The sequence below is a fragment of the Micromonospora sp. NBC_01392 genome (genome assembly GCF_045040125.1).
GTDB lineage: Bacteria > Actinomycetota > Actinomycetes > Mycobacteriales > Micromonosporaceae > Micromonospora.
The window spans coordinates 2,854,580-2,877,500 of sequence record NZ_CP109549.1; the positions used below are offsets into that span (position 1 = coordinate 2,854,580).

26 protein-coding genes (1 of these 26 only partly in view) are annotated in these 22,921 nt (G+C 74.5%); 8 read left to right on the plus strand and 18 right to left on the minus strand.

Annotation, left to right across the window (positions count from 1 at the left end):
- Nucleotides 1–1,464, plus strand: a complete 1,464-nt coding sequence (argH, locus tag OG767_RS13120; RefSeq protein ID WP_405094208.1) for an argininosuccinate lyase — start codon at nt 1–3, stop codon at nt 1,462–1,464.
- Nucleotides 1,465–1,504: 40 nt separating this feature from the next.
- Here the strand turns inward: argH and OG767_RS13125 are convergent, their stop codons facing one another.
- The 5 genes from OG767_RS13125 to OG767_RS13145 all read right to left on the minus strand — a co-directional run bounded on the left by OG767_RS13125 (nt 1,505) and on the right by OG767_RS13145 (nt 3,586).
- Entirely contained in the window at nt 1,505–1,858 is a 354-nt protein-coding gene (locus OG767_RS13125; RefSeq protein ID WP_405093648.1) for an MmcQ/YjbR family DNA-binding protein, read from the minus strand.
- A 63-nt stretch (nt 1,859–1,921) separates the two neighbouring features.
- The gene (locus tag OG767_RS13130; protein ID WP_405093649.1) at nt 1,922–2,356 is read right to left on the minus strand and encodes a DNA-binding protein; all 435 of its coding nucleotides are present in this window, start codon (nt 2,354–2,356) and stop codon (nt 1,922–1,924) included.
- A gap of 143 nt (nt 2,357–2,499) precedes the next feature.
- Nucleotides 2,500–3,117 carry a DNA-3-methyladenine glycosylase gene (locus OG767_RS13135; RefSeq protein WP_405093650.1) on the minus strand — a complete coding sequence of 206 codons (618 nt, stop codon included), beginning with the start codon at nt 3,115–3,117 and terminating at the stop codon, nt 2,500–2,502.
- Between the two features lie 86 nt (nt 3,118–3,203).
- Complete coding sequence (locus OG767_RS13140) at nt 3,204–3,377, minus strand: type II toxin-antitoxin system HicA family toxin (protein WP_405093651.1); 174 nt, start codon at nt 3,375–3,377, stop codon at nt 3,204–3,206.
- Entirely contained in the window at nt 3,374–3,586 is a 213-nt protein-coding gene (locus tag OG767_RS13145; protein WP_405093652.1) for a type II toxin-antitoxin system HicB family antitoxin, read from the minus strand. Before OG767_RS13145 ends, OG767_RS13140 begins: the two co-directional genes overlap by 4 nt.
- Before the next feature lie 143 nt (nt 3,587–3,729).
- Here OG767_RS13145 and OG767_RS13150 point away from each other — a divergent pair, with 143 nt between their 5' ends.
- A complete protein-coding gene (locus tag OG767_RS13150) occupies nt 3,730–4,830 on the plus strand; it encodes an LLM class flavin-dependent oxidoreductase (RefSeq protein WP_405093653.1) in 1,101 nt (366 codons plus the stop codon).
- The gene (locus tag OG767_RS13155; protein WP_405093654.1) at nt 4,827–5,453 is read left to right on the plus strand and encodes a CE1759 family FMN reductase; all 627 of its coding nucleotides are present in this window, start codon (nt 4,827–4,829) and stop codon (nt 5,451–5,453) included. Before OG767_RS13150 ends, OG767_RS13155 begins: the two co-directional genes overlap by 4 nt.
- A gap of 30 nt (nt 5,454–5,483) precedes the next feature.
- Here OG767_RS13155 and OG767_RS13160 read toward each other — a convergent pair whose 3' ends face one another.
- A complete protein-coding gene (locus tag OG767_RS13160; protein WP_405093655.1) occupies nt 5,484–6,362 on the minus strand; it encodes a universal stress protein in 879 nt (292 codons plus the stop codon).
- A gap of 145 nt (nt 6,363–6,507) precedes the next feature.
- Nucleotides 6,508–7,407, minus strand: a complete 900-nt coding sequence (locus OG767_RS13165) for a universal stress protein (protein WP_405093656.1) — start codon at nt 7,405–7,407, stop codon at nt 6,508–6,510.
- A gap of 154 nt (nt 7,408–7,561) precedes the next feature.
- Between OG767_RS13165 and OG767_RS13170 the strand changes: the two genes are divergently transcribed.
- Complete coding sequence (locus tag OG767_RS13170) at nt 7,562–8,032, plus strand: cyclic nucleotide-binding domain-containing protein (protein WP_107160149.1); 471 nt, start codon at nt 7,562–7,564, stop codon at nt 8,030–8,032.
- Between the two features lies 1 nt (nt 8,033).
- Here OG767_RS13170 and OG767_RS13175 read toward each other — a convergent pair whose 3' ends face one another.
- From OG767_RS13175 to ppdK, 5 genes are all read right to left on the minus strand, one after another.
- Nucleotides 8,034–8,300: a hypothetical protein gene (locus OG767_RS13175; RefSeq protein ID WP_405093657.1), complete on the minus strand. Its 267-nt coding sequence runs from the start codon at nt 8,298–8,300 to the stop codon at nt 8,034–8,036.
- Nucleotides 8,301–8,353: 53 nt separating this feature from the next.
- The gene (gene pflA / locus OG767_RS13180) at nt 8,354–9,127 is read right to left on the minus strand and encodes a pyruvate formate-lyase-activating protein (RefSeq protein WP_405093658.1); all 774 of its coding nucleotides are present in this window, start codon (nt 9,125–9,127) and stop codon (nt 8,354–8,356) included.
- Nucleotides 9,124–11,370, minus strand: coding sequence for a formate C-acetyltransferase (pflB, locus tag OG767_RS13185; protein ID WP_405093659.1), 2,247 nt, complete (start codon nt 11,368–11,370; stop codon nt 9,124–9,126). Before pflB ends, pflA begins: the two co-directional genes overlap by 4 nt.
- Nucleotides 11,371–11,550: 180 nt before the next feature.
- Nucleotides 11,551–12,093 carry a hypothetical protein gene (locus OG767_RS13190; protein WP_405093660.1) on the minus strand — a complete coding sequence of 181 codons (543 nt, stop codon included), beginning with the start codon at nt 12,091–12,093 and terminating at the stop codon, nt 11,551–11,553.
- An 11-nt stretch (nt 12,094–12,104) separates the two neighbouring features.
- Complete coding sequence (gene ppdK / locus OG767_RS13195; protein WP_405093661.1) at nt 12,105–14,768, minus strand: pyruvate, phosphate dikinase; 2,664 nt, start codon at nt 14,766–14,768, stop codon at nt 12,105–12,107.
- A 135-nt stretch (nt 14,769–14,903) separates the two neighbouring features.
- On the opposite strand from ppdK, the gene OG767_RS13200 reads away from it, so the two are divergent.
- Together OG767_RS13200 and OG767_RS13205 are read left to right on the plus strand one after the other, a co-directional pair.
- Nucleotides 14,904–15,407, plus strand: a complete 504-nt coding sequence (locus tag OG767_RS13200) for a GNAT family N-acetyltransferase (RefSeq protein ID WP_405093662.1) — start codon at nt 14,904–14,906, stop codon at nt 15,405–15,407.
- A gap of 10 nt (nt 15,408–15,417) precedes the next feature.
- Nucleotides 15,418–16,044 (plus strand): hypothetical protein, encoded by a 627-nt coding sequence (locus OG767_RS13205; protein WP_281939815.1) that lies wholly within the window; start codon nt 15,418–15,420, stop codon nt 16,042–16,044.
- Between the two features lie 7 nt (nt 16,045–16,051).
- Here the strand turns inward: OG767_RS13205 and OG767_RS13210 are convergent, their stop codons facing one another.
- Together OG767_RS13210 and OG767_RS13215 are read right to left on the minus strand one after the other, a co-directional pair.
- On the minus strand, nt 16,052–17,590 hold the full coding sequence (locus OG767_RS13210) for an FAD-dependent monooxygenase (RefSeq protein WP_405093663.1): 1,539 nt from the start codon (nt 17,588–17,590) through the stop codon (nt 16,052–16,054).
- 83 nt (nt 17,591–17,673) lie between these two features.
- A complete protein-coding gene (locus OG767_RS13215) occupies nt 17,674–18,288 on the minus strand; it encodes a TetR family transcriptional regulator (RefSeq protein WP_405093664.1) in 615 nt (204 codons plus the stop codon).
- Between the two features lie 186 nt (nt 18,289–18,474).
- Here OG767_RS13215 and OG767_RS13220 point away from each other — a divergent pair, with 186 nt between their 5' ends.
- Nucleotides 18,475–19,842 (plus strand): hemolysin family protein, encoded by a 1,368-nt coding sequence (locus tag OG767_RS13220; protein ID WP_405093665.1) that lies wholly within the window; start codon nt 18,475–18,477, stop codon nt 19,840–19,842.
- Nucleotides 19,843–19,912: 70 nt separating this feature from the next.
- Here OG767_RS13220 and OG767_RS13225 read toward each other — a convergent pair whose 3' ends face one another.
- The 4 genes from OG767_RS13225 to OG767_RS13240 all read right to left on the minus strand — a co-directional run bounded on the left by OG767_RS13225 (nt 19,913) and on the right by OG767_RS13240 (nt 22,293).
- The gene (locus OG767_RS13225) at nt 19,913–20,230 is read right to left on the minus strand and encodes a PRC-barrel domain containing protein (RefSeq protein WP_405093666.1); all 318 of its coding nucleotides are present in this window, start codon (nt 20,228–20,230) and stop codon (nt 19,913–19,915) included.
- A complete protein-coding gene (locus OG767_RS13230; protein WP_405093667.1) occupies nt 20,217–20,597 on the minus strand; it encodes a hypothetical protein in 381 nt (126 codons plus the stop codon). Before OG767_RS13230 ends, OG767_RS13225 begins: the two co-directional genes overlap by 14 nt.
- Nucleotides 20,594–21,820 carry an NRAMP family divalent metal transporter gene (locus OG767_RS13235; protein ID WP_107160173.1) on the minus strand — a complete coding sequence of 409 codons (1,227 nt, stop codon included), beginning with the start codon at nt 21,818–21,820 and terminating at the stop codon, nt 20,594–20,596. Before OG767_RS13235 ends, OG767_RS13230 begins: the two co-directional genes overlap by 4 nt.
- Before the next feature lie 83 nt (nt 21,821–21,903).
- On the minus strand, nt 21,904–22,293 hold the full coding sequence (locus tag OG767_RS13240) for a PaaI family thioesterase (protein ID WP_405093668.1): 390 nt from the start codon (nt 22,291–22,293) through the stop codon (nt 21,904–21,906).
- 102 nt (nt 22,294–22,395) lie between these two features.
- Between OG767_RS13240 and tyrS the strand changes: the two genes are divergently transcribed.
- Nucleotides 22,396–22,921, plus strand: partial view of a tyrosine--tRNA ligase gene (tyrS, locus tag OG767_RS13245; protein WP_405094209.1) — the 5' end (the start) only. It continues 758 nt past the right edge of the window; 526 of the gene's 1,284 nt are visible here — the first part of the coding sequence; it begins with the start codon at nt 22,396–22,398; its stop codon lies off the right edge, out of view.

Here is a 22,921-nt window from a genome sequence, read left to right on the forward strand (position 1 = left end):
ATGGGAGGGGTGGACGACAAGAGCCTGACCGAGAACAGTGCCGCCGCCAACCGGACGAGCCTCTGGGGAGGCCGGTTCGCCGGCGGTCCCGCCGAGGCGCTCGCGCGGCTGTCGGTGAGCGTCCAGTTCGACTGGCGCCTCGCCCCGTACGACATCGCCGGTTCCCGGGCGCACGCCCGGGTCCTCGCGGGCGCCGGGCTGCTCGACCCGGACGAGTTGGGGCGGATGCTGGCCGCGCTGGACGACCTGGAGGCGGCCTGCGCCTCCGGGGCGTTCCGCCCCACTGTGGACGACGAGGATGTGCACACCGCCCTGGAGCGCGGCCTGCTGGAGCGGCTGGGCAGCCTCGGCGGCAAGCTGCGCGCCGGCCGCTCCCGCAACGACCAGGTCGCCACCGACCTTCGGCTCTATCTGCGCGACCACGCCCGCGGGGTGGCCGCCCGGCTGGTCGAGCTGGCCGAGGCGCTCCTCGAGCAGGCGGAGCGGCACGTGGACACCGCCGCTCCCGGCATGACGCATCTCCAGCACGCCCAGCCGGTGACGTTCGGGCACTGGCTGCTCGCCCACGTGCAGCCGCTGCTGCGGGACCTGGACCGGCTGCGCGACTGGGACGAGCGGGCCGCGGTCAGCCCGCTCGGCGCCGGCGCGCTGGCCGGCTCCGGGCTGCCGCTGGACCCGATGGCGGTCGCCAAGGAGCTGGGTTTCCGCACCTCGTTCGCCAACTCGATGGACGCGGTCGGGGACCGGGACTTCGTGGCCGAGTTCCTCTTCGTCACCGCGATGGTCGGCGTGCACCTGTCCCGCCTCGGCGAGGAGGTGGTGCTCTGGACGTCGCAGGAGTTCGGCTGGGTCGAGCTGGACGACTCGTTCGCCACCGGTTCGTCGATCATGCCGCAGAAGAAGAACGCGGACATCGCCGAGCTGGCCCGGGGCAAGTCCGGCCGGCTGGTCGGCGGCCTGATGAGCGTGCTCACCATGCTCAAGGGCCTGCCGATGACCTACGACCGGGACATGCAGGAGGACAAGGAGCCGGCGTTCGACGCGGTCGACACGCTGGAGCTGCTGCTGCCCGCGCTGGCCGGGATGATCTCCACGATGACGGTCCGGGTGGACCGGCTCGTGGCCACCGCGCCGTCGGGTTTCTCGCTGGCCACCGAGGTCGCCGACTGGCTGGTCCGCCGGCACGTGCCGTTCCGCGACGCGCACGAGATCACCGGGAGGCTGGTGGCGCTCTGCGCGGCCCGGGACTGCGCGCTGGACGAGGTCTCCGACGCCGACCTGACCGCGGTGAGCGAGCACCTGGACCCCTCGGTGCGTGACGTGCTCTCGGTGCGTTCGGCGCTCGCCGCCCGCACCACCCCCGGCTCCACCGGCCCCGGGCCGGTCGCCGACCAGCTCGCCACCGCCGCCGACAAGCTGGCCGGCTGGCGCGACTGGGCGGCCGAGCAGGTCGTGCCCCGCTGACCCGGACGCCCCGCGTGGTGGGCCGGCCACCGCGCGGGGCTCAGGCCGTCGGCCGCTCCCGCTTCGGCAGCTTGGCCACCACCGCGTCGTACGACCCGTCGGCCGCCTCGATCAGCTCGTCGTCGGGGATGCCGCCGTCCAGCCGTAACGTGTTCCACCCGGACCGGCCGATGTAGGGCGAGGGCCGGGCGTCGGCCGGGAACCGGTGCAGCCACTCGTCGGCCACCTCCCGGGACGGCCCGCACCTCACCCCGAGCCGGGCCGCACCGTCGGGCGAGCCGAGGAACGCGAAGATCCGGCTGCCCACCTTCACCACCTCGTCGGCCTCCCACGGCCGGTCGAGCCAGGCTCCCGGCTTGGCCAGGCAGTAGGCCAGCATCTCCTCGCGCGTCATCGCGTCCTCCCGTGCCGTCGTCGTCCGGCACAGTCTCGCCCGAAGCTGTGACAGCGGGCGGAATCAGTCGCCGGTGCCGGTGCGGACGGTGAGCCGCTCGTAGCGCTGCCGGGCCGCCTGGGCGCTGCCCAGCCCCAGCCCGAACGCGATCGCCTGCCAGGTCATGCCCCGGCCGCGGGCCACCTGCAACAGCCCGGCCTCCAACACGTCCACCTCGGCGCGCACGTGCGGGATCAGGGTCAGCGCGGCCATCAGGTCGGCCTGGTCGACCGGCTCCTCGCCCGCGTCCAGCTCCGCGCCGCCGGCCAGCGCCATCACCAGCGTGGCCGCCTCGTAGGCGTCGGGCACGTCGGGGTGGGAGTAGCGCCGGCGGCGGGCGTTCGTGCCGGCGTGCCGTTCGGCGATCCGCAGCAGCGCCGCGTAGTTGCGGTGGGCCCGGGCCTGGGCAGCATCCGGGGCGGTGAACGGGTCGTTGTCCACGGTGACCATGTCGTCCATCCCACACCCAAGAATGGCTTGTTGTCAACACCTCGTTGAAAGTCATTCGTGCGCAACACCATGCCCTCCCGGTTCAGACGCGCCCGGAGCGCCACGGGTTGCGAAAACCGCCCCACCGGTGAGACGGGGTGGGTGGGGTGCTGCTACGGGGTCGCCGGGTGGCGGCGGCGTGGGATGTGCCGGCGGTAGACGCTCACGCTCGGCTCGTCGGCCAGCCAGAACCGCCACGGCAGGTCGTGTGCGGCGGCCACGCCGACCCGGGGGCCGGCGACGATCCGCGCCGGGTCGACCGGGCTCTCCGGCGGGGCCAGCAGCAGCGGCCCGGTGCCGTCGACCGCGCTGGTGCCGTTGGCGTCCCGACCGAGGCCCAGCGCGGTCACCAGCCGGGCCGGGCCCCGGGCCAGGTCCCGGTCCGAGGCGCGGGGGCGGCGCTCCCGGGCTTTCGCAACGCCGTCGACCACCTCGCCGGCGCGCAGCAGCACCGCCGCCGCCTCGCCGTCGCGACCGCAGACGATGTTGGCGCACCAGTGCATGCCGAACACGAAGTACACGTACACGTGTCCGGCCGGGCCGAACATGACCCGGTTGCGCGGGGTCGGCCCCCGGTGGGCGTGCGACGCGGGATCCTCACCGGTGCCGGCGTACGCCTCCACCTCGGTCAGCCGCACACGGACGCCGTTCGCCGACACGGTCCAGCCGAGCAGGGTCCGCGCGGTCGCCGCGACGTCCGCGGCCGGCGCTTCGAGCCAGGGGTACGTCATGGCCGGCAAGGGTAGTCGCCGAACCGGACGTGGACCCGGTCGAGCTGCGCCGGTTCAGCGCAGCAGATCGAGGAACTCCGACGGGGTCAGGTTCGCCTGCCGCCGCGCTTGATCGTGGGATGCTGGGGCACCACCACGACCAGGCCGTTCGCATCGCGGTAAACCGCGTGGCTGCCTTTGGCGCGGACATGCTCGAAACCGGCCTTGCTCAACCCGGTGAGCACCTTGCGCAGCGGCAGGTCGGCCAGGGCTGGGCTCACGCCGCTCGTCCGGCCTGGAAGGACGTCACCAGCGGCGTGGTTTCGATCTCCGGGTTCTCGACCTCCTCCAGATACGCCTCGACGGCTTCACGAAGGTTGGTCAGTGCCTCGTCGACGGTCTCGCCCTGGCTGGCGACCTCGATCTCCAGGCACCGGGCGACGTACCAGTCGTCCTCCTGGTGCACGGCGGCGGTGAACGTGCGGGCCATCGATCTCCTCCAGGGCGTAGCCGGTCGGTACGTGACCCCGGCCACGCCGGAGCGGCCGCGCGCCGGAATAGTTGACGCGTCAAATAGGTTGTGCGGGACGATGCCGGGCCGGCCGGTCCGGATCTCACCCCGAGGAGCTGGTCATGCAGTTCGGAATCTTCACCGTCGGTGACGTCACCGTCGACCCGACCACCGGGCGGCTGCCGTCCGAGCATGACCGGATCAAGGCCATGACCACCATCGCGCTCAAGGCCGAAGAGGTCGGTCTGGACGTCTTCGCCACCGGTGAGCACCACAACCCGCCGTTCGTGCCGTCGTCGCCGACCACCATGCTCGGCTGGATCGCGGCCCGCACCGAGCGGCTGATCCTGTCCACCTCGACCACGTTGATCACCACAAACGACCCGGTCAAGATCGCCGAGGACTACGCGATGCTCCAGCACCTGGCCGACGGCCGGGTGGACCTGATGATGGGTCGCGGCAACACCGGCCCGGTCTACCCGTGGTTCGGGCAGGACATCCGCAACGGCATCCCCCTCGCGATCGAGAACTACGACCTGCTGCACCGGCTGTGGCGCGAGGACGTGGTCGACTGGAAGGGCCGGTTCCGCACCCCGCTCCAGTCGTTCACCTCGACCCCGCGTCCGCTCGACGGCGTACCGCCGTTCGTCTGGCACGGCTCGATCCGCAGCCCGGAGATCGCCGAGCAGGCCGCGTACTACGGCGACGGCTTCTTCGCCAACCACATCTTCTGGCCCAAGGAGCACACCGAGCGGATGGTCGGCCTCTACCGGGAGCGGTTCGCGCACTACGGCCACGGCTCGCCGGACCAGGCGATCGTCGGCCTCGGCGGGCAGGTCTTCATGCGCCGCAACTCGCAGGACGCGGTGCGCGAGTTCCGGCCGTACTTCGACAACGCACCGGTCTACGGGCACGGCCCGTCGCTGGAGGAGTTCACCCGGGAGACGCCGCTGACCGTCGGCAGCCCGCAGCAGGTCATCGACCGCACGCTGGGCTTCCGCGAGTACGTCGGCGACTACCAGCGGCAGCTCTTCCTGATGGACCACGCCGGCCTGCCGCTGAAGACGGTGCTGGAGCAGCTCGACCTGCTGGGCGAGGAGGTGGTCCCGGTGCTGCGCAAGGAGTTCGACTCGATGCGTCCGGTGCACGTGCCGGAGGCGCCCACCCACGCCGCCCTGCTGGCCGCCCGGGACGCCGCGACGAGCCCGGAGGAGGCGCGATGACCCGGCGTACCCTCGCGGTCGTCTCGGCCGGTCTCGGTCAGCCCTCGTCCACCCGCCTGCTCGCCGACCAGCTCGCCGCGGCCGCCCGCGACGAGCTGGTCGGCCGGGGGGCCGACGTGGAGCTGCGCCCGGTGGACCTGCGCGAGCACGCCCACGACGTGGTGAACCACCTGCTGACCGGCTTCGCGCCCACCGCCCTGCGCCGCACGCTGGACGCCGTCGCGGCGGCGGACGGGCTGATCGCCGTCACCCCGATCTTCAACGCGTCCTACAACGGGTTGTTCAAGTCCTTCTTCGACGTGGTGGACCGGGACGCGCTGGCCGGCACGCCGGTGCTGGTCGGGGCGACCGGCGGCACCGCGCGGCACTCGCTCGCGCTGGAGCACGCGGTCCGGCCGATGTTCGCCTACCTGCGGGCGGTGGTGCTGCCGACGGCGGTCTTCGCCGCGCCCGAGGACTGGGCCGGCGACGACGGCGACAGCGCGTTGCGGGCCCGGATCCGGCGTGCCGCGGCCGAGCTGGCCGAGCAGGTGGACCGCCGCCCGGCCGCGTCCGGGCCGGCCGACCCGTTCGCCCTCACCACCGACTTCGCCGCGCTGCTGGCCGGCCACGACCCGACCTGATCGGGCCCGCCCGGCGTCCGCCGGCCGGCGTCAGTCGTCGGCCGGCTCCGGACGGTGGGCGATCAGCACCGGGCAGTGGGCGTGCTGCACCAGGGCCTGGCTGACCGAGCCGAGCAGCAACCCGGTGAAGCCACCCCGGCCCCGGGACCCGACCACCACCAGCGACGCGTCGGCGCTCGCGTCCCGCAGCGCGGTCTCCGGGGAGGCGGCGACGACAAGGCGTTCGGTCACCCGCAGTTCCGGGTGCGCCACCCGGATCCGAGCGGCAGCCGCGCCGAGCAGCTCGGCCGCCTCGGCCCGCTCCGCGGTGGTCGCCTCGGCCGCGACCTCCGGCGCGCCGCGCTCCGGCGCGCGCACGTGGGTCAGCACCAGCTCCGCGTCCCGGCGGTCGGCCTCGTCCGCGGCGAGTTCGACGGCGTACGCCGCGGACTCGGAGCCGTCCACCCCGACCAGCACCGGACCGCCGACCGGGATCGGCTGCTCCGCCGGCCGCACGACCAGCACCGGACAGTGCCCGTGCTGGGCTAGCTGCGCTCCGACCGAGCCGAGCAGCAGCCCGGCGAAGCCGCCCACCCCCCGGCTGCCCACCACCACCAGCTCCGCCCGGCGGGACTCCTCGACCAGCGTCGCGCCGGGCCCGCCGGCGACCTGGCGCACCTCCACCCGCAGCCCGGGGTGCCGGTCGGCCAGCTCGGCGGCGACCCGTTCGAGCATCCGCTCCGCCTCCTCGGTGGGCGCGGGCACCCCGAGGTCGTACGGGTTGAGCGGCACGCCGTAGCCGAGCGGGTGCAGGTAGCCGTGCACCAGCAGCAGCGGCCGGGCGCGTGCGACGGCGGCCACGGCGGCCTGGTCGGCGGCGGTCAGGCTGGACGGAGACCCGTCCACCCCCGCCACGACGGGTCGGTTCATCGGATGATCCCTCCAGTCGGCTCAGGCCATTGTGGCCGTCAGCCGTCCCGTGAGCGGGCGCCGCCACGCCCGGCCCGGTCAGGCGGGCCCGCCCGCCGCGTTCGCGGCGGGCGGACCTGGCTGTCCCGCGGCCGGGGCGGCCACGTCAGCCCCGGGGGTGCCGGACCACGGCCAGCGGGCTGCGGCAGTGGTGCAGCACCGCGTGGCTGACCGAGCCGAGCAGCAGCCCGCCCAGGCTGCCCCGGCCGTGCGCGCCGACCACGGTGAGCTGCGCCGCGCCGGATTCCTCGACCAGCACCCCGGCCGGCGACGCGGCGGCCACCAGCCTCGGCCGCACGGTGACCTCCGGGTAGCGCTCGGACCAGCCGGCCACCGCCTCCGCGAGCACCCGCTCCTCGTCGGCGCGGAGCTGCCGCGGGTCGTACCGCAGGGGCATGACGTCGCCGTACGCCTCGCGGAGGCCGACCGGCGGCGGGTACAGCCAGGCGTGCACGACGACCAGCTCGGCGCCGCGCCGCGCCGCCTCGGCGAAGGCGAAGCCCACCGCCTCGTCCGACACCGGCGAGCCGTCCACGCCGACCACCACCGGGCCGGTGGCGCGGGCCTCGCCCCGGCTGACCAGCACCGGACAGTCGGCGCGGGCGGAGAGCTGCACCGCCGCGGAGCCGACCAGCAGCTCGGCGAAGCCGCCCAGACCGCGGTGGCCCAGCACGAGCAGTGCCGCGTCGCGGCTCTCCCGCAGCAGCACCGCGACCGGGCCGCCGTCGGTCACCGTGCCGGTCACCGCGAGGTCCGCGTCGATCTTGCGAGCCTCCTCGACCGCCTCGGCGACCAGCTTCCCGGCCTCCTGCCGCACCTCGTCGTCGGGGAGCACGACGGCGACCGGGCCGAGCGCGGTACCGACCGGCTGCCACCGGAACGCGTGCACCACCCGCAACGGCCGGTGCCGCGACGCCGCCTCCCGCGCGGCCAGCCGGACCGCGTCCAGCGCCGACGGGGAACCATCCACGCCCACCACGACGGGGGCGCCGGATCTGTCGGTCATCACGTCCTCCTTCGTCCACCTCCAGCCTGGACCGGACCGTCGCGGCGGGGCAGAGGCGACCGCCCGCGCCGCACGGGACCATCGGCCCTGCCGGATCGCGGCGCGGTGGGGTGCAATGGAGTTCCGGCTCCCACCTGTCGATCGTGGAGGCGCGATGACCCCGCTGGAGATGCTCCGCGTGCACCCGTTCCTGGCCGGGCTGCCGGACGAGTGGCTGCCGCCGCTCACCGGCTACGCCCGCCCGGTGGCCTGGCACCCGGGGCACCGGCTGTTCCGGGCCGGGCAGCCGGCCGAGCGGTTCTGGCTGGTCCGGGACGGCCAGGTGGCGCTGGACTTCCCGGTGCCCGGTCGCGGCGACGTGGGGATCGAGACGATCGGCGCGGGCGGGGTGCTCGGCTGGTCCTGGCTGTTCCCGCCCTACCGCTGGCAGTTCGGCGCGGTGGCCACCCGGCGCAGCACGGCGGTGGAGTTCTCCGCCGAGGGGGTACGCCGGCTGATGGGGTCCGACGACACGCTGGGCCGGCAGCTCACCGCCCGGTTCATGAGCGTCGTGGTGGACCGGCTCCAGGCGTCCCGGGTGCGCCTGCTCGACCTGTACGGCTATCCGACGGCCGCGGCGGGCTGACTCACCCGGCGGCGGAGTCGCGCCGGATCACCAGCTCATCCACCTCGAGTCGACCGATGCGCAGCTCGCGGACCACCGCGCGGCGCACCACCAGCCGGCCGATCACGAGCGCGCCCACCGACACGGCGCCGAGCGCCAGCGCGCCCACCGCCAGCGCGCCCACGGCCGTACCGCCGAGGGCCCGCGCCCCGGTCGCCTGGGCGCCGGTGGCCTGCGCGCCGGTCGCGACCAGGCCCCGGAGACGCGAGACGCGAGGTGCGGTCGACATGCCGCCATCGTAGTGCGGGCCGGGACCGTCGCGCGGCCCCGCGCCACCGGAGGTCAGGTGACGGTGAGGCCGCGCGCGGCGAACTGACCGCGGACCCGGGCCAGCAGCTCCGGGTCCGGCGGCGCGGTGTCGGCGAGCGGGAAGGCGAGGCCCAGCTCGGCGTACTTGTGCGCGCCGAGCCGGTGGAACGGCAGCACCTCGACGCGTTCCACACCGGTCAGCCCGGCGGCCAGTTCCGCCACCCGGGCCACCTCGTCGACCGCGTCGGTCAGGCCCGGCACCAGCACGTACCGGATCCACATCGGCGTGCCCCGGTCGGCCAGCCGCCGGGCGAAGCGCAGCGTCGGCGCGAGCCGGCCGGTGCCGGTGACCCGGCGATACGTCTCCGGGCGCCCGGCCTTGACGTCCAGCAGCACCAGGTCGGTGGCGTCCAGCAGCGCGTCGTCGGCCCGGTCGCCGAGGAAGCCGGACGTGTCCAGCGCGGTGTGCAGGCCGAGCGCGTGGCAGCGGCGCAGCAGCTCCCCGGTGAAGCGGGGCTGCAACAGCGGCTCGCCGCCGCTGACCGTGACGCCGCCGCCGGCCACCTGGACGAACCGGCGGTACCGGGCGATGGTGGCGACCATCTCGTCCACCGTGCGCCACCGGCCGCTGCGCCCGTACCAGGTGTCCGGGCTGTGGCAGTACCGGCAGCGCAGCGGGCAGCCGGCGAGGAAGACCACGAAGCGGGTCCCCGGCCCGTCCACCCCGATCGAGGTGTCCCAGGAGTGCACCGCCCCGTGGAGGACCGGTGGCGCCGCGCCCGGCGCCACCGGCGGCCGGCCGGTCACAGCGACCCGTGGAACGTCCGGGACACCACGTCCCGCTGCTGCTCCGGCGTGAGCCGGACGAAGTTCACCGCGTACCCGGAGACCCGGACGGTGAGCTGCGGGTACCGCTCCGGGTGGGCCATCGCGTCGAGCAGCGTGGCGCGGTCCAGCACGTTCACGTTGAGGTGGAACCCGCCGGCGTCGGCGTACCCGTCGAGCACCCCGGCCAGGTTGGTGATCCGCTCCTCGCGGGTGTGCCCGAGGCCGTCCGGGGTGACCGTGCCGGTCAGCGAGATGCCGTCGCGGGCCGCGTCGTACGGCAGCTTCGCCACCGACAGCGCGGCGGCGACCAGGCCGTGGGTGTCCCGGCCGTTCATCGGGTTCGCGCCCGGCGCGAACGGCTCGCCGGCCCGCCGCCCGTCCGGCGTGTTGCCGGTGTGCCTGCCGTAGACCACGTTGGACGTGATGGTGAGCACCGACATGGTCAGCTCGGCGTCGCGGTAGGCGCGCTGCCGGCGCAGCTTCGCCGCGAACGTCTCGACCAGCCACACCGCGATCTCGTCGGCCCGGTCGTCGTCGTTGCCGTAGGTCGGGAACTCGCCCTCGACCGCGTAGTCGACGGCCAGTCCGGTCTCGTCGCGCAGCACCTTGACCCGGCCGTACCGGATGGCCGACAGGCTGTCCACGGCGACCGAGAGGCCGGCGACGCCGGTGGCCATGAAGCGGCGCACCGGGTGGTCGTGCAGCGCCATCTCCAGCCGCTCGTACGCGTACCTGTCGTGCTGGTGGTGGATCACGTTCAGCGCGTCCACGTACGTCTGCGCCAGCCAGTCCAACGTCCGGTCGTACGCGGCCAGCACCTCGTCGTGGTCGAGCGTCTCGCCGCCGACCGGCGGGGTGGGCGGGGCGACCTGCTCCCCGGTCAGCTCGTCCCGGCCGCCGTTGATCGCGTACAGCAGCGCCTTGGCGAGGTTCGCCCGGGCGCCGAAGAACTGCATGTCCCGGCCGACCCGCATGGCCGACACGCAGCAGGCGATCGCGGTGTCGTCGTCGTACGCCGGACGGATCAGCTCGTCGTTCTCGTACTGGATGGCGCTGGTGTCCAGCGACACCTGCGCGCAGAACCGCTTGAAGCCGTCCGGCAGCCGGGGCGACCAGAGCACGGTCAGGTTCGGCTCGGGCGCCGGACCGAGGTTGTCGAGCGTCTGGAGGTAGCGGAACGTGGTGCGGCTGACCAGCGGCCGACCGTCCGCGCCCATCCCGCCGAGCGACTCGGTGACCCAGGTCGGGTCGCCGGAGAAGAGCTGGTCGTACTCGGGGGTGCGGAGGAAGCGGATGATCCGCAGCTTGATCACGAAGTCGTCGACCAGCTCCTGCGCGCCGGTCTCGTCCAGCCGCCCCTCGGCGATGTCCCGCCGCAGGTAGACGTCGACGAAGCCGGCGGTGCGGCCGAGCGACATGGCGGCGCCGTTCTGCTCCTTCGTGGCGGCCAGGTAGGCGAAGTAGAGCCACTGGATCGCCTGCTGGCCGGTGGCGGCGGGTCGGGAGATGTCGAAGCCGTACCCGGCGGCCATCTCCTTCAGCTCGCCGAGCGCCCGGATCTGCTCGGCCAGCTCCTCCCGGTCCCGGATCACGTCGTCGGTGCTGCGCCGGGCGTCCAGCGCCGCCTTGTGGGCGCGGCGTTCCTCGATCAGCCGGTCCACCCCGTACAGCGCCACCCGGCGGTAGTCGCCGATGATCCGGCCCCGCCCGTACGCGTCGGGCAGCCCGGTGACGACGTGCGAGCGCCGGGCGGCGAGCACCGCCTCCGGGTACGCGTCGAAGACCGCGTCGTTGTGCGTGCGGCGGTACCGGGTGAAGATCTCGTGCACCCGCGGGTCGGGTTCCCGCCCGTACGCCCTCAGCGCGGTCTCCACCATCCGCAGCCCGCCGGCCGGCATGATCGCCCGGCGCAGCGGCGCGTCGGTCTGGAGCCCGACGATCAGCTCCCGCTCCCGGTCCACGTAGCCGGGCGCGTGCGCGGTGATGGTGGACGGGGTGGCCGCGTCGATGTCGTACACGCCGCGCCGTCGCTCCTCGGGGAACAGGGCGCGCAGCCGGTCCCAGACCGCGAGCGTCCGCTCGGTCGGTCCGGTCAGGAACGACGCGTCCCCGAGGTAGGGCTCGTGGTTGCGGCGGACGAAGTCGGCGACGTCGATGGTCTCGCGCCACGGCCCGTCCCGGAAGCCCCGCCACGGGTCCACGGTGCGCTGGTTGCCGTTCATGCTCACTCCCTCGGTTCCGCCCGACCTTCCACCTCCACCCTTCCGCCGCGCGCCCCGGCCCGGCAGAGCCCTCGGTCCCCACCCTCGGGACCTACGCCCCGCTCGCACGATCATGAAGTTGGCGGCCGGATCGGAGATCCACATCGCCGCCAACTTCATGATCGTGCGAGCGGGGGTGGGTCAGCGGGGGAGGGGGTGGGCCCGCAGCAGGCGGGCCCACCAGGGGCGGGTGTCGGGGCGGGGGCGGGGGAGGGACGCGCCGCGCAGGCTGAGCCAGCCGCCGGGGCCCATGGTGACCGTGTGCACCGCCGGTGGGCGGCGCCGGGACCAGACGGCCACGGCGGCGGTGAGCGCGGCCACCGCGAACGCGCCGGTGGCGGCCGCGACGAGTTGGTCCGGGTCGGTCACGCGCCGGTAGCGGACCCGGCCGTCGGTCAGGACGAACGCGCCGACCGGGCGGCCGGCGTGGGTCACCGGCACCAGCGCCGTACCCGGCGTGCCGGGCAGTTCCAGCACCGGCCCCACCGACCCGGAGCCCACCGACCCGGAGCCCACCGACGTCGGGCCCGGAGCCGGAGCCGGAGCCGTGGACGGGGACGGGGACGGGGCGGGCGTCGGGACCGGGGGCGGGCCGAGGGCCGGGTCGGGGGCCGGCGCCGGCGGCGCGGGCCTGGGGACCGGCGGAACCGTGCTCAGGCCGGTCGGGTTGAAGATGGCGGTCATGGCGCTGCCTCCTAGCGGGAGTCGGACGAGTCGGTGCCGGCCGCGACGGCGACCCGGCCGGCGGCCAGCCGCGCCACCGGCACCCGGTACGGCGAGCAGGAGACGTAGTCGAGCCCGGCGGCGGCGAAGAACGCGATCGAGTCCGGGTCGCCGCCGTGCTCGCCGCAGACGCCGACGGTCAACCCGGGGCGGGCCGCCCGGCCCTCGGCGACGGCGAGCCGGACCAGCCGCCCCACGCCGCTGACGTCGAGGCGCTCGAACGGCGAGACCGGGAAGATCCCCCGGGCCAGGTACGCGGGGAAGAACGACCCTTCCACGTCGTCCCGGGAGAACGCCCAGGTGGTCTGCGTCAGGTCGTTGGTGCCCAGCGAGAAGAAGTGCGCCTCGGCGGCGATCTCCCCGGCGGTCAGCGCGGCGCGGGGCGTCTCGACCATGGTGCCGATCGGGATCTCCGGCGCGCCGTCCACCTCGGCCAGCACGCGTCGTGCCTCGTCGGCCACCGCGGCGAGCTCGCGGACGTCCCCGACCAGCGGCACCATGATCTCCGGGCGCGGGTCGCCGCCGGCCCGCAGCCGCTGCGCGGCGGCCTCGGCCAGCGCCCGCACCTGCACGGCGAACAGCCCCGGCACCACCAACCCGAGGCGGACGCCGCGCAGCCCCAGCATCGGGTTCGCCTCGTGCATCCGGCGCACCGCGGCCAGCAGCGTCGCGTCCCGGCCCGGGTCCTCGCCACGCGCCTGCGCGCGGGCCACCCGGGCGGTCAGCTCCGCCAGCGGGGGCAGGAACTCGTGCAGCGGCGGATCGAGCAACCGGACCGTGACCGGCAGCCCGTCCATCGCGGCGAGCAGCCCCACGAAGTCGGCCCGCTGCAACGGCAGCAGCGCGTCCAGCGCCGCGTCCCGTTCCGCCGGCTCGTCGGCGAGGATCAGCCGCTCGACGAGGGCCCGGCGCTCGCCGAGGAACATGTGCTCGGTCCGGCACAGCCCGATGCCGGCGGCGCCGAGCCGGCGGGCCCGGCGGGCGTCCTCCGGGGTGTCCGCGTTGGCCCGGACACCCAGCGTCCGTACCGCGTCGGCGTGCCCGAGCAGGCGGTGCACGGCGGCCACCAGCGGGTCGCTCTCCGGGCGCAGCTCGCCGGCCAGGTACCGGGCCACCGGCGACGGCTGCACCGGCACCTCGCCGAGCCAGATCCGCCCGGAGGTGCCGTCGATCGAGATCAGCTCGCCGGCCCGCACCACCCGGTCGCCGACCGTGAACTCGCCGCGGTCGACGTCGATGCGCAGCGCCTCCGCCCCGCACACACAGGTCCGGCCCATGCCGCGGGCCACCACGGCGGCGTGCGACGTCTTCCCGCCGCGCGAGGTGAGCACGCCGGCGGCGGCGATCATGCCGGGCAGGTCGTCCGGGTTGGTCTCCGGGCGGACCAGGATCACCGGCCCGTCGGCCGCCGCCGCGGCGGCGGCGGAGTCGAAGACCACCCGGCCGACCGCCGCGCCCGGCGAGGCGCCCACCCCGACCGCCAGCGGCGGGGCCGCCCCGTCGATGTCGAACGCGGGGAACATGAGCTGGGCGAGCTGCGCCCCGGTCACCCGGGTCAGCGCCTCGTCCGCGGTGATCAGCCCCTCGTCGGCGAGCTGCGTGGCGATCACGAACGCGGCGGCGGCGGTGCGCTTGCCGACCCGGGTCTGCAACATCCACAGCCGTCCGCGTTCGATGGTGAACTCCACGTCGCACAGGTCGCGGTAGTGCCGTTCCAGCGTCGTCATGATCTGCCGCAGCCGGTGGAAGCTCGCCGGGTCCAGCCGTTCCAGCTCGGTCAGCGGCACCGTGTTGCGGATGCCGGCCACCACGTCCTCGCCCTGCGCGTCGGTCAGGTAGTCGCCGTACACGCCGGGCGCGCCGGTGGCCGGGTCGCGGGTGAACGCCACCCCGGTGCCGGAGTCCGGGCCGAGGTTGCCGAAGACCATGGCCATCACGTTGACGGCGGTGCCCAGGTCGTCCGGGATCCGCTCCTGCCGCCGGTAGACCCGGGCCCGCTCCGAGCGCCAGGAGGAGAACACCGCGCCGACGGCGAGGAAGAGCTGTTCGTGCGGGGCCTGCGGGAAGTCGTGCCCGACGTGCCGGGTGAAGATCTTCTTGTACGTGTCGACCAGGTCGCGGAGCTGCTCGGCGTTCGGCCCGCCCGGCCCGGCGGTGGCCCGCACCGCGGCCAGCTCGTGCGCGAACTCCTCGGCCGGGATGCCGTGCACGGTGTGCCCGAACATCTGGATCAACCGCCGGTAGGAGTCCCAGGCGAACCGCTCGTCGCCGGCGTGGGCGGCCAGCCCGGCCACCGTGACGTCGTTGAGCCCGATGTCGAGGATCGTCTCCATCATGCCCGGCATCGAGTACCGGCCGCCGGAGCGGACCGCCAGCAGCAGCGGGTCGTCCGGGTCGCCGAGCCGCCGGTCCAACCGCGCCTCGACCTGGCGCAGGTGCGTGTTGATCTCCTCGTACAGCCCGTCCGGGGGCGTGCCGGTGGCCAGGTAGGCGCGGCACGCGTCGGTGGTGACGGTGAACCCGGGCGGCACCGGCAACCCGAGCCGGGTCATCTCGGCCAGGTTGGCGCCCTTGCCGCCGAGCAGGTCGGCCCGGCTCCGGTCACCCTCGATGAAGTCGTAGACGTACTTCCGCATGGTCCGGCCTCCTCGACTGCGTGGTTCCTCCTCCTTGGTAGCGGTCCGGCCGGCCGCCCCGGCAGGGCCGGACGGGACCCGGGACGGGCCGGAGGTCCCGAACGGTGTCGGTGGGTCCGCGTATCGTTCCCGGCCGTGACCCCCGCTGTGGAAATCCGTCCGGTCCGGGACGACGACCTGCCCGCGTTCTTCGCCCACGAGCAGGACCCGCAGGCCAACTGGATGGCCGCGTTCGGTCCGAAGGACCCGGCGGACCGGGCCGCGTTCGACGCGCACTGGGCGCGGATCCGCGCCGACGAGCGCATCGTCAACCGCACGATCGTCGCCGGCGGCGAGGTGGTCGGCCACGTGGCGGCGTTCCCGGTCGACGACCGGACCGAGGTCAGCTACTGGATCAACCCGGAGCGCTGGGGGCGCGGCCACGCCACCGCCGGGCTCACCGCGCTGCTGCGGGAGCTGCCGCAGCGGCCGGTGCGGGCCCGCGCCGCGAAGGACAACGCCGCCTCGCTCGCGGTGCTGCGCAAGTGCGGCTTCGTCGTGGTCGGCGAGGACGCGGGATACGCTCCCGGCCGCGGCGTCGAGGTCGAGGAGTGGGTGCTGGAGCTGCCCGCCGAGGCACCTGACCAGCGCGACCACTAGTGTCCCCGGGGTGAACTGGCTGGAACTCGTCGGCTGGGCCGGCTCCGCGCTGCTGGTCTGGTCCCTGCTGCAGACGCGCATCCTGCGGCTGCGCGCGCTCAACCTGGTCGGCTGCCTGATCCTGATCGGCTACAACGCCGCCCTGCACGTGTGGCCGATGGTCGGGCTGAACGTGGTGCTCACCGTGATCAACCTCTGGTACCTGCGCAAGCTGCTGGCCACCCGGCACGACGAGCAGACCTACCAGGTGGTGGAGGTGGGCACCGGCGACGCGTTCCTGGCCCACACGCTGCGGGTGCACGCCACCGACATCGCCCGGTTCAACCCGGCGTTCCGCTGGGACCCGGCCGCCGCCGACCGCTCGGCGTTCCTGGTGGTCCGCGCCGACGAGGTGGTCGGCGTGATGGTGTCGCACGCCGAGGCCGGCGGGGTGGCCCAGATCGACCTGGACTACGTGACCCCGCCGTTCCGCGACTTCACCCCCGGCGAGTTCGTCTACCGGCGCAGCCGGCTGTTCACCGACCGGGGGTTCCGCCGGGTGGTCAGCCCGCCGGGCATGGTCGCCCCCTACTACCACCGGCTCGGTTTCCGCCCGGAGGGCGGCGCGTACGTGCTGGACCTGCCCGCCCCGGCCTGAGCCGAGGTCAGGCCGGCGTGCTCGCGTGGTCGCGGGGCCGGCCGAACCAGCGGGTCAGCGCGGCGCGCAGCCCGTCCCGGTCCGGTGCCGCCGCCTCGGACGCCCAGGCCAGGTAGCAGTCCGGGCGCAGCAGCAGCGCGGTCGAGGCGGTGCCCGCCAGCCGGCCGTCGACCACGTCGACCCGGTCCCGCCACGGGCCGGCGGTCCCGCCCAGCATGCCGGTGCCGTCGAGCAGCAGCGGGCGCGCGTCCCGGGTCAGCTCGGCCAGCCGCACCGGCCCGGTGTCGCGGTGCACCACCAGGTCCGGCGCCCAGGTGCCGACCGGCGGCCCGTCCGGTCCCGGGTCGTAGCGGATGTCCGCGCCGGCCATCAGCGCGGCCACGTGCCCGGCGTTCCCCGGCCGGGCGAGCAGCTCACCGACGAGTTCGCGCAGCGCGGTGACCTCGGCGCCCGGCGCGATCAGTGCGGACTGGGCCTGGGTCGACATGGTGACCCGCCGGGCCGCCGGTCGGCGTTCGGCCTCGTACGTGTCGAGCAACCCGTCCGGGGCCCAGCCGTGCAGCCGCGCGGCCAGCTTCCAGCCGAGGTTCACCGCGTCCTGGAGGCCGAGGTTCAGCCCCGGCCCGCCGATCGCGGAGTGGACGTGGGCGGCGTCGCCGAGCAGCAGCACCCGGCCGGCCCGGTAGCGCTCGGCGAGCCGGGTGTTGCCGCCGGCCAGGCGGCGCAGCAGGTGCGGACCGGGCCCGGCCGGCGGGCCGAGCGGCACCTCGACCCCGAGCACCCGGGCCACGCTGGCCCGCATCCCGTCGAACGTCAGCGGCGCGTCCGCCTCCGGGGTCGCCGGCCACTCGACGGTGCTGACCAGGGGCGCCCGGTCGGGAAACGGCGCCCAGACGATCAGCCCGTGCTCGGTGCGGGTGTGCTGGAACGGCGGCACGACCCCGTACCCGGGCACGACGAGACCGCCGGTGGCCGGGTCGACCAGTTCCGGCGGCACGCCGACCTGGGCGGTACGCGAGACGGACCGGTCCGTGGTGACGCCGGGGAAGCCGATGCCGGCCAGCTTCCGCACCGTGCTGCGTCCGCCGTCCGCCCCCACCAGGTAGCGGCAGTCGAGCGTGGCGCCGTCGGCAAAGTCGACCTCCACCGCGTCGGAGCGTTGTCGCAGCCCGGTCACCTCGCACCCACGGCGGACCGGCACGCCCAGTTCGGCGACCCGTTCGGCGAGCACCCGCTCGACCTCCCGCTGGGGCACCGCGAGCCCGTACATCGGGTTGTCCGCGACGGCGGCCAGGTCCAACGGCAACGCGCCGAAGACGAACCCGGGCGTCGGTCGTGGCGGCGCGGCGGAGCCGGCGAGGCGCTCGTGCAGGCCGCGCCGGTCGAGCATCCGGACGACCTGGCCGACCAGCCCGTTCGCCCGGTTCTCGGTGGTCGGCGCGGTCAGCCGGTCGCACACCACGGGCTGGACCCCCGCCAACGCCAACTCAACCGCGAGCATGAGCCCATTGGGCCCCGCCCCCACCACAACCACATCAATCACCACAGTTCCTCCCAGGGATGAAAGGCCGGGCCCCCGGTTAACGCCTCCGGTCGAGAAGGGGCCCCTTCTCACGGGGGGCGGGGTGGTCAGCGCGGCGGGGGCAGCCCGGCGGCGAGCTGGGCCAGCGCGTCGGAGAGCAGCCGCTCCATCGGCTCGGGACGCTCGGCGCGCAGGTAGTGCCGCATGGCCGCGCCGACGCCCGCGTTGACCGCGGCGGCCACCAGGTGCGGGTAGAGATCGCGGCCGGCGTCGGTGCCGGTGCGCTGCGCGACGGCCTCGGCCAGTTCGGCGGCGGCGACCGCGCCGGCCCGCAGCATCTCGCCCTGCAACGCCGGCTCGGCGAGCATCACCCGCAGCCCGGCGACCCACTCCTCGTGGGCGCCCGGTGGTGACTGCTCGACCTCCGGCCCGGGCGCCCAGGAGGTGAGGAACGCCGCCTCGATCGCGCGCCAGAGCGGCTCGCCGGCCGGCCGGGCGCGGAGCGCATCCACCACCCGGCGGCTGCGGTCCAGGTGTCGGGCGGAGATCGCCTCGGCCTTGCTGGCGAAATAGTTGTTGAACGTCCGTGGGGACACGCCGGCGGCCTGGGCGATGTCCTCCACCAGCACGGCGTCGTAGCCGCGCGCCACGGTCAGGCGGATGGCCGCCCAGCTCAGCGCCGCTCTGGTCGCGGCCTTCTTGCGTTCCCGCAGTCCGCTCACGCACCGACCGTAGCAAAAGATGCGTGGCACGCAAATATGCGGAGCCCGCAAGATTCTGTCAGGTCAGGAGAAGCACAGGATTCAGGCACGAGCCGGCGGGGCACAGAGGGGCCACGCCGACCGGGTCTGCCGGCCGGCGAGTCGGCCATCGGCCGACCCGGATCGGGTCGAGGGAGACAACCGGTCGTGCAGAGCTACTGGAGCCAGTTGGCCCTGGTCGGGGTGCTGGTCATCGTCAACGCGGCCTTCGCCGGCAGCGAGATGGCACTGGTGTCGCTACGGGACAGCCAACTGCAACGGCTGGAGCGCAGCAGCCGCGCCGGCCGCACCCTCGCCCGGCTGGCCAAGGACCCGAACCGGTTCCTCGCCACCATCCAGATCGGGATCACCCTCGCCGGCTTCCTCGCCTCCGCCGCCGCGGCCGTCTCCCTGGCCCGCCCGCTGGTGCCGCTGCTCGGCGTCTTCGGCGACGCCGCCGAGACGGTCGCCATCGTCGCGGTCACCCTGGTGCTCACGTTCGTCACGCTGGTCTTCGGCGAGCTGGCGCCCAAGCGCATCGCCATGCAGTCCGCCGAGCGCTGGGCGCTGGTGGTGGCCCGACCGCTGGACGTGCTGGCCAGCCTCACCCGGCCGGCGGTCTGGCTGCTCGGCGCCACCAGCGACATGGTGGTCCGCCTGTTCGGCCTCGACCCGAAGCACGAGCCGGAGGAGATCGGCCCGGACGAGCTGCGCGACATCGTGGCCGGCAACCACGGCTTCACCAAGGAGCAGCGCACCATCATCGCCGGCGCGGTGGAGATCGCCGACCGGCAGTTGCGGGCCGTCCTCGTACCCCGGTTGCAGGTCTTCACGCTCGACAGCGGGACCACCGCGGAGGCCGCGCGGCTGGTCCTGGCGGCGACCGGGCACTCCCGGGCGCCGGTGGTCCGGCACGGCGGCCTGGACGACGCGGTCGGTGTCATCCACCTGCGCGACCTGGTCGGCGTCCCCGACGACCGGCCGGTCGACGACATCGCCCGCCCGCCGATGCTGCTGCCCGACTCGCTGTCCGTGGTCGACGCGCTGCGCCAGTTCAAGGCCGAGCGCCAACACATCGCGCTGGTGGTGGACGAACGCGGCGCGGTCGACGGGATCGTCACGCTGGAGGACATCCTCGAGGAGATCGTCGGCGAGATCTACGACGAGACCGACCGCGACCTCCAGGCGGTCCACACCGAGGCGGACGGCACGCTGGTGCTGCCCGGCACCTTCCCCGTGCACGACCTCACCGATCTCGGGGTCGACCTGCCCAACCGGCCCGCCGGCGACTACACCACGATCGCCGGGCTGGTGCTGATCTGCCTCGGGCACATCCCGACCGTGGCGGGGGAGCAGGTCGCCGTGGACGGCTGGGAGCTGACCGTGGCCGGCGTGGACCAGCGCGCCATCGTCGAGGTGCACCTCCGGCGCCGTCCCCGGCGCGAGCGGGACAACGGCGACGACGCGGACGGCACCGAGCCGGCCGACGACGCCGACCCGGCGGACACCCCGGAACTCGACGAGGCACGCCGCTGACGGTCCCGCCGCCCCGCGCCGGTCACCCGGCGCGGGGACCAGCCCTGCGGCGTCCGGCGCAGGGGTCGGCTCAGCGCCGGTCGGCGGGTGGGCCGAACGGGAAGCCGGCCACCGGCGGATGCAGCCGCACCGCGTCGGCCGGCACCTGGTGGGTGCTGCGCCCCACCAGCCGGGCGACCGCCCGCAGCAGCCACGGCCCGGCCGGGTGCAGCTCCGGCCCGATCAGCCGACTGGTCACCCGGGTCCACCAGTGCCCGGCCACGATCACGTCGGCGATCCGCAGCCGCTCCGGCGGCCAGCCCCCGCGCACCACCACGTCCACCACCCGGCCCAACCGCCGCCCGTGCAGGTCGTACGCGGTACGCCCGAGCAGCTCACCCGCTCGCACGGTACGCCCCCGGGATCCGCTCGATCAGGTGGCGGCGCAGCCACGACTCCACCGGTGAGGACGGCAGGTCCGCGGCCCGGCAGCGCAGCCGAACCGCGCTGTCCACCCGGGCCACCACCGCCAGCGGCACCCGCAACGGCGGCACCGGCGGATCGTCGGTGAACCGGTCGGCGACCGCCACCAGCAGCCGTCCGACCCGCCCGCCGATCCGCTCCCCGAGCGCGCCCTGGCCGGTGAGCAGGCTGTCCACGTACGGGTAGCCCGCCCCGTCCACCGCGAACGCGATGTCGTCCACGCGCCCCACCAGTCGGCCCTCGGCGTCGACGATCTGCCGGTCGATCAGTTGCCTGGCGAGCTGGACCCTCATCGCCCCATCCCCGTCATGATCGCCAGTGGGATCGCCGCCACCGAGGCGGCGACGATGAGCAGCAGGAACACGGCGCCGAGCAGGTTCGACCACCACCCGTTGACCCGGTCCCCGAGGTAGGTGCGGTCGTTGGCCACCACCAGGATCGGCAGGTAGGTCAGCGGCAGCACCACCGCGCTCAGCACCAGCATGTACTCGGTCAGCCGGACCGGGTCCACGGTCGTCATCAGCATCACCACACCGAGCAGCAACCCGAGCAGCAGCACGCTGTGGAACCGGGCCGCCTCCCGCGGGCTGACCCGCTTGCCCCACTGCCAGCCGAAGTACTGCGCCGCCGCGTACGCCGCCGACAGGCCGGTCTCCAGCGCCGCGCCGAACGTCACCGCGAAGAACGCCAGCACCGCGGCGACCAGACCGGCGCCGCCGAGCGCGGTCGCCACCGGCCGCGCCACCTGGTCGAGCGAGGTCAGGGACGCGTCGGACGGGTGGTAGGCCACCGTCGCCACGGCGATCAGCGACAACGCCAGGAAGCCGCCCACCGGGAAGCCGATCAGCACGTTCGACCGGGCGCGCGCCAGGTCGGCCGGGCTCCACCGCTCCTCCACCCCGCCGGAGGAGAAGAAGAAGACCTCGTACGGGCTGACCGTGGACGCGAACAGCGCCACCGCCACGAACCAGTACAGCGGCCAACCGTGACCGGCCGAGCTGACCCGCCACGCCCCCTGCCCGAGTTCCGCCCAGTCGGTCGGCAACGCCACCAGCGCGACCGCGAAGACCAGCAGCGCCAACCCGGCCAGACCGAAGATCCGCTCCATCAGCTCGAAGCGCATCCGCCACAGCACCAGCCAGACCGCCAGCGCGGCCAGCGGCACCCAGAGCAGGTGGCTGAGCCCGGTGGCCAGCGTGAGCGCCAGTGCCACCCCACCCAGCTCCGCGGCCAGCGTCACGACCGTGACCAGCCACGACGCCACCAGGTTGAGCAACGCGACCCGGGGCCCGAGCCGCTCCCGGACCAGGTCGAACACCGCCCGGCCGCTCACCGCCGCGATCCGGCCGGCCATGTCCGCGTACGCGCAGATGCCCACCACCCCGACCAGCAGCACCCAGGCGTGGGCCATGCCGAACAGCGCACCGGCCTGGCTGGCTGCCACCAGGTCGCCGATGTCGACGAAGCCGCCGATGGCCGAGAGCACGCCCAGCGTGGCGGCGAGCAGTTTCCTCACGTCGGGTCGAGGGCGGCTGGTCTCATCGACGCGACGATATCGGCGTCAGTGCCCCGTTATCGGGGGAATCGGGTAGTCCGGCGTCAGTCGGTGGTCAGGTTCTGCAACCGCACCTGCCCACGGGCGACCAGCCGGGCATCGCCGTCGGTGATCTCCACCAGCCACAGTTGCTGACTGCGACCCCGGTGCACCGGCGTGCCGACCGCGGTCAACTCGCCGTCGCGGACCGCGCGCAGGAAGTCGGTCTGGTTCGACACCCCGACCACCCGGCCCCGGTCGCCCAGCCAGAGCGAGCCGCCGACGCTGGCCGCGGTCTCCACCACCGAGCAGTAGACGCCACCGTGCTGGATCCCGTGCGGCTGGTGCAGCTCCGGGCGCACCCGCCAGCGGATCACCACCCGGTCGGCGCTGACCTCGTCCAACTCCAGCCCCAGCAGGGCCACGAAGCCCCCGGTCAGGTCCGGTGTCTCCACCCTGGTTCCTCCTCGCGCTCGACGGCGCCGCCAGCCTAGTCGCCGCCGCCGTCGGCAAACCCGGTACGGCCCCGGGCCGGGGATGGGGGAGAATCGGTGACCGTGACCGACAGCAACCTCCCGCCGGGGCGGGACTCCCTGACCGAAGACCTGCTGTGGCGGGGCCTGATCCAGGACTCGACCGGCCCCGACGAGCTGCGTGCGCTGCTCGACGGCCCGAGCGCCACGTTCTATGTGGGCTTCGACCCGACCGCCCCCAGCCTGCACGTCGGCAACCTCATGCAGGTCGTCACCGCCCGCCGGCTCCAGCTCGCCGGGCACCGGCCGCTGCTGCTGGTCGGCGGCGCCACCGGTCAGATCGGTGACCCCAAGGAGAGCGCCGAGCGGACGCTCAACCCGCCGGAGGTCATCGCCGGCTGGGTCCAGCGCATCCGGGACCAGCTCGCGCCGTTCGTCACGTACACCGGCGACAACGCGGCGCGCCTGGTCAACAACCTGGAGTGGACCGGCGAGATGTCGGTGGTGGAGTTCCTGCGGGACGTCGGCAAGCACTTCCCGGTGAACAAGATGCTGGCCCGCGAGGTGGTCAAGGCCCGGCTGGAGAGCGGCATCAGCTACACCGAGTTCA

Bases quoted from the DNA above. Each gene is read 5' to 3' on its own strand.
- OG767_RS13145 (WP_405093652.1), bottom strand. From the start codon at position 3,586: ATGGCCCGCACGTTCACCGCCGCCGTGCACCAGGAGGACGACTGGTAC.
- OG767_RS13150 (WP_405093653.1), top strand. From the start codon at position 3,730: ATGCAGTTCGGAATCTTCACCGTCGGTGACGTCACCGTCGACCCGACC.
- OG767_RS13160 (WP_405093655.1), bottom strand. From the start codon at position 6,362: ATGAACCGACCCGTCGTGGCGGGGGTGGACGGGTCTCCGTCCAGCCTG.
- pflB (WP_405093659.1), bottom strand. From the start codon at position 11,370: ATGAACGGCAACCAGCGCACCGTGGACCCGTGGCGGGGCTTCCGGGAC.
- OG767_RS13125 (WP_405093648.1), bottom strand. From the start codon at position 1,858: ATGACGCGCGAGGAGATGCTGGCCTACTGCCTGGCCAAGCCGGGAGCC.
- OG767_RS13165 (WP_405093656.1), bottom strand. From the start codon at position 7,407: ATGACCGACAGATCCGGCGCCCCCGTCGTGGTGGGCGTGGATGGTTCC.
- argH (WP_405094208.1), top strand. From the start codon at position 1: ATGGGAGGGGTGGACGACAAGAGCCTGACCGAGAACAGTGCCGCCGCC.
- OG767_RS13230 (WP_405093667.1), bottom strand. From the start codon at position 20,597: ATGAGGGTCCAGCTCGCCAGGCAACTGATCGACCGGCAGATCGTCGAC.
- OG767_RS13130 (WP_405093649.1), bottom strand. From the start codon at position 2,356: ATGGACGACATGGTCACCGTGGACAACGACCCGTTCACCGCCCCGGAT.
- OG767_RS13170 (WP_107160149.1), top strand. From the start codon at position 7,562: ATGACCCCGCTGGAGATGCTCCGCGTGCACCCGTTCCTGGCCGGGCTG.
- OG767_RS13155 (WP_405093654.1), top strand. From the start codon at position 4,827: ATGACCCGGCGTACCCTCGCGGTCGTCTCGGCCGGTCTCGGTCAGCCC.
- OG767_RS13190 (WP_405093660.1), bottom strand. From the start codon at position 12,093: ATGACCGCCATCTTCAACCCGACCGGCCTGAGCACGGTTCCGCCGGTC.
- OG767_RS13135 (WP_405093650.1), bottom strand. From the start codon at position 3,117: ATGACGTACCCCTGGCTCGAAGCGCCGGCCGCGGACGTCGCGGCGACC.
- OG767_RS13175 (WP_405093657.1), bottom strand. From the start codon at position 8,300: ATGTCGACCGCACCTCGCGTCTCGCGTCTCCGGGGCCTGGTCGCGACC.
- ppdK (WP_405093661.1), bottom strand. From the start codon at position 14,768: ATGCGGAAGTACGTCTACGACTTCATCGAGGGTGACCGGAGCCGGGCC.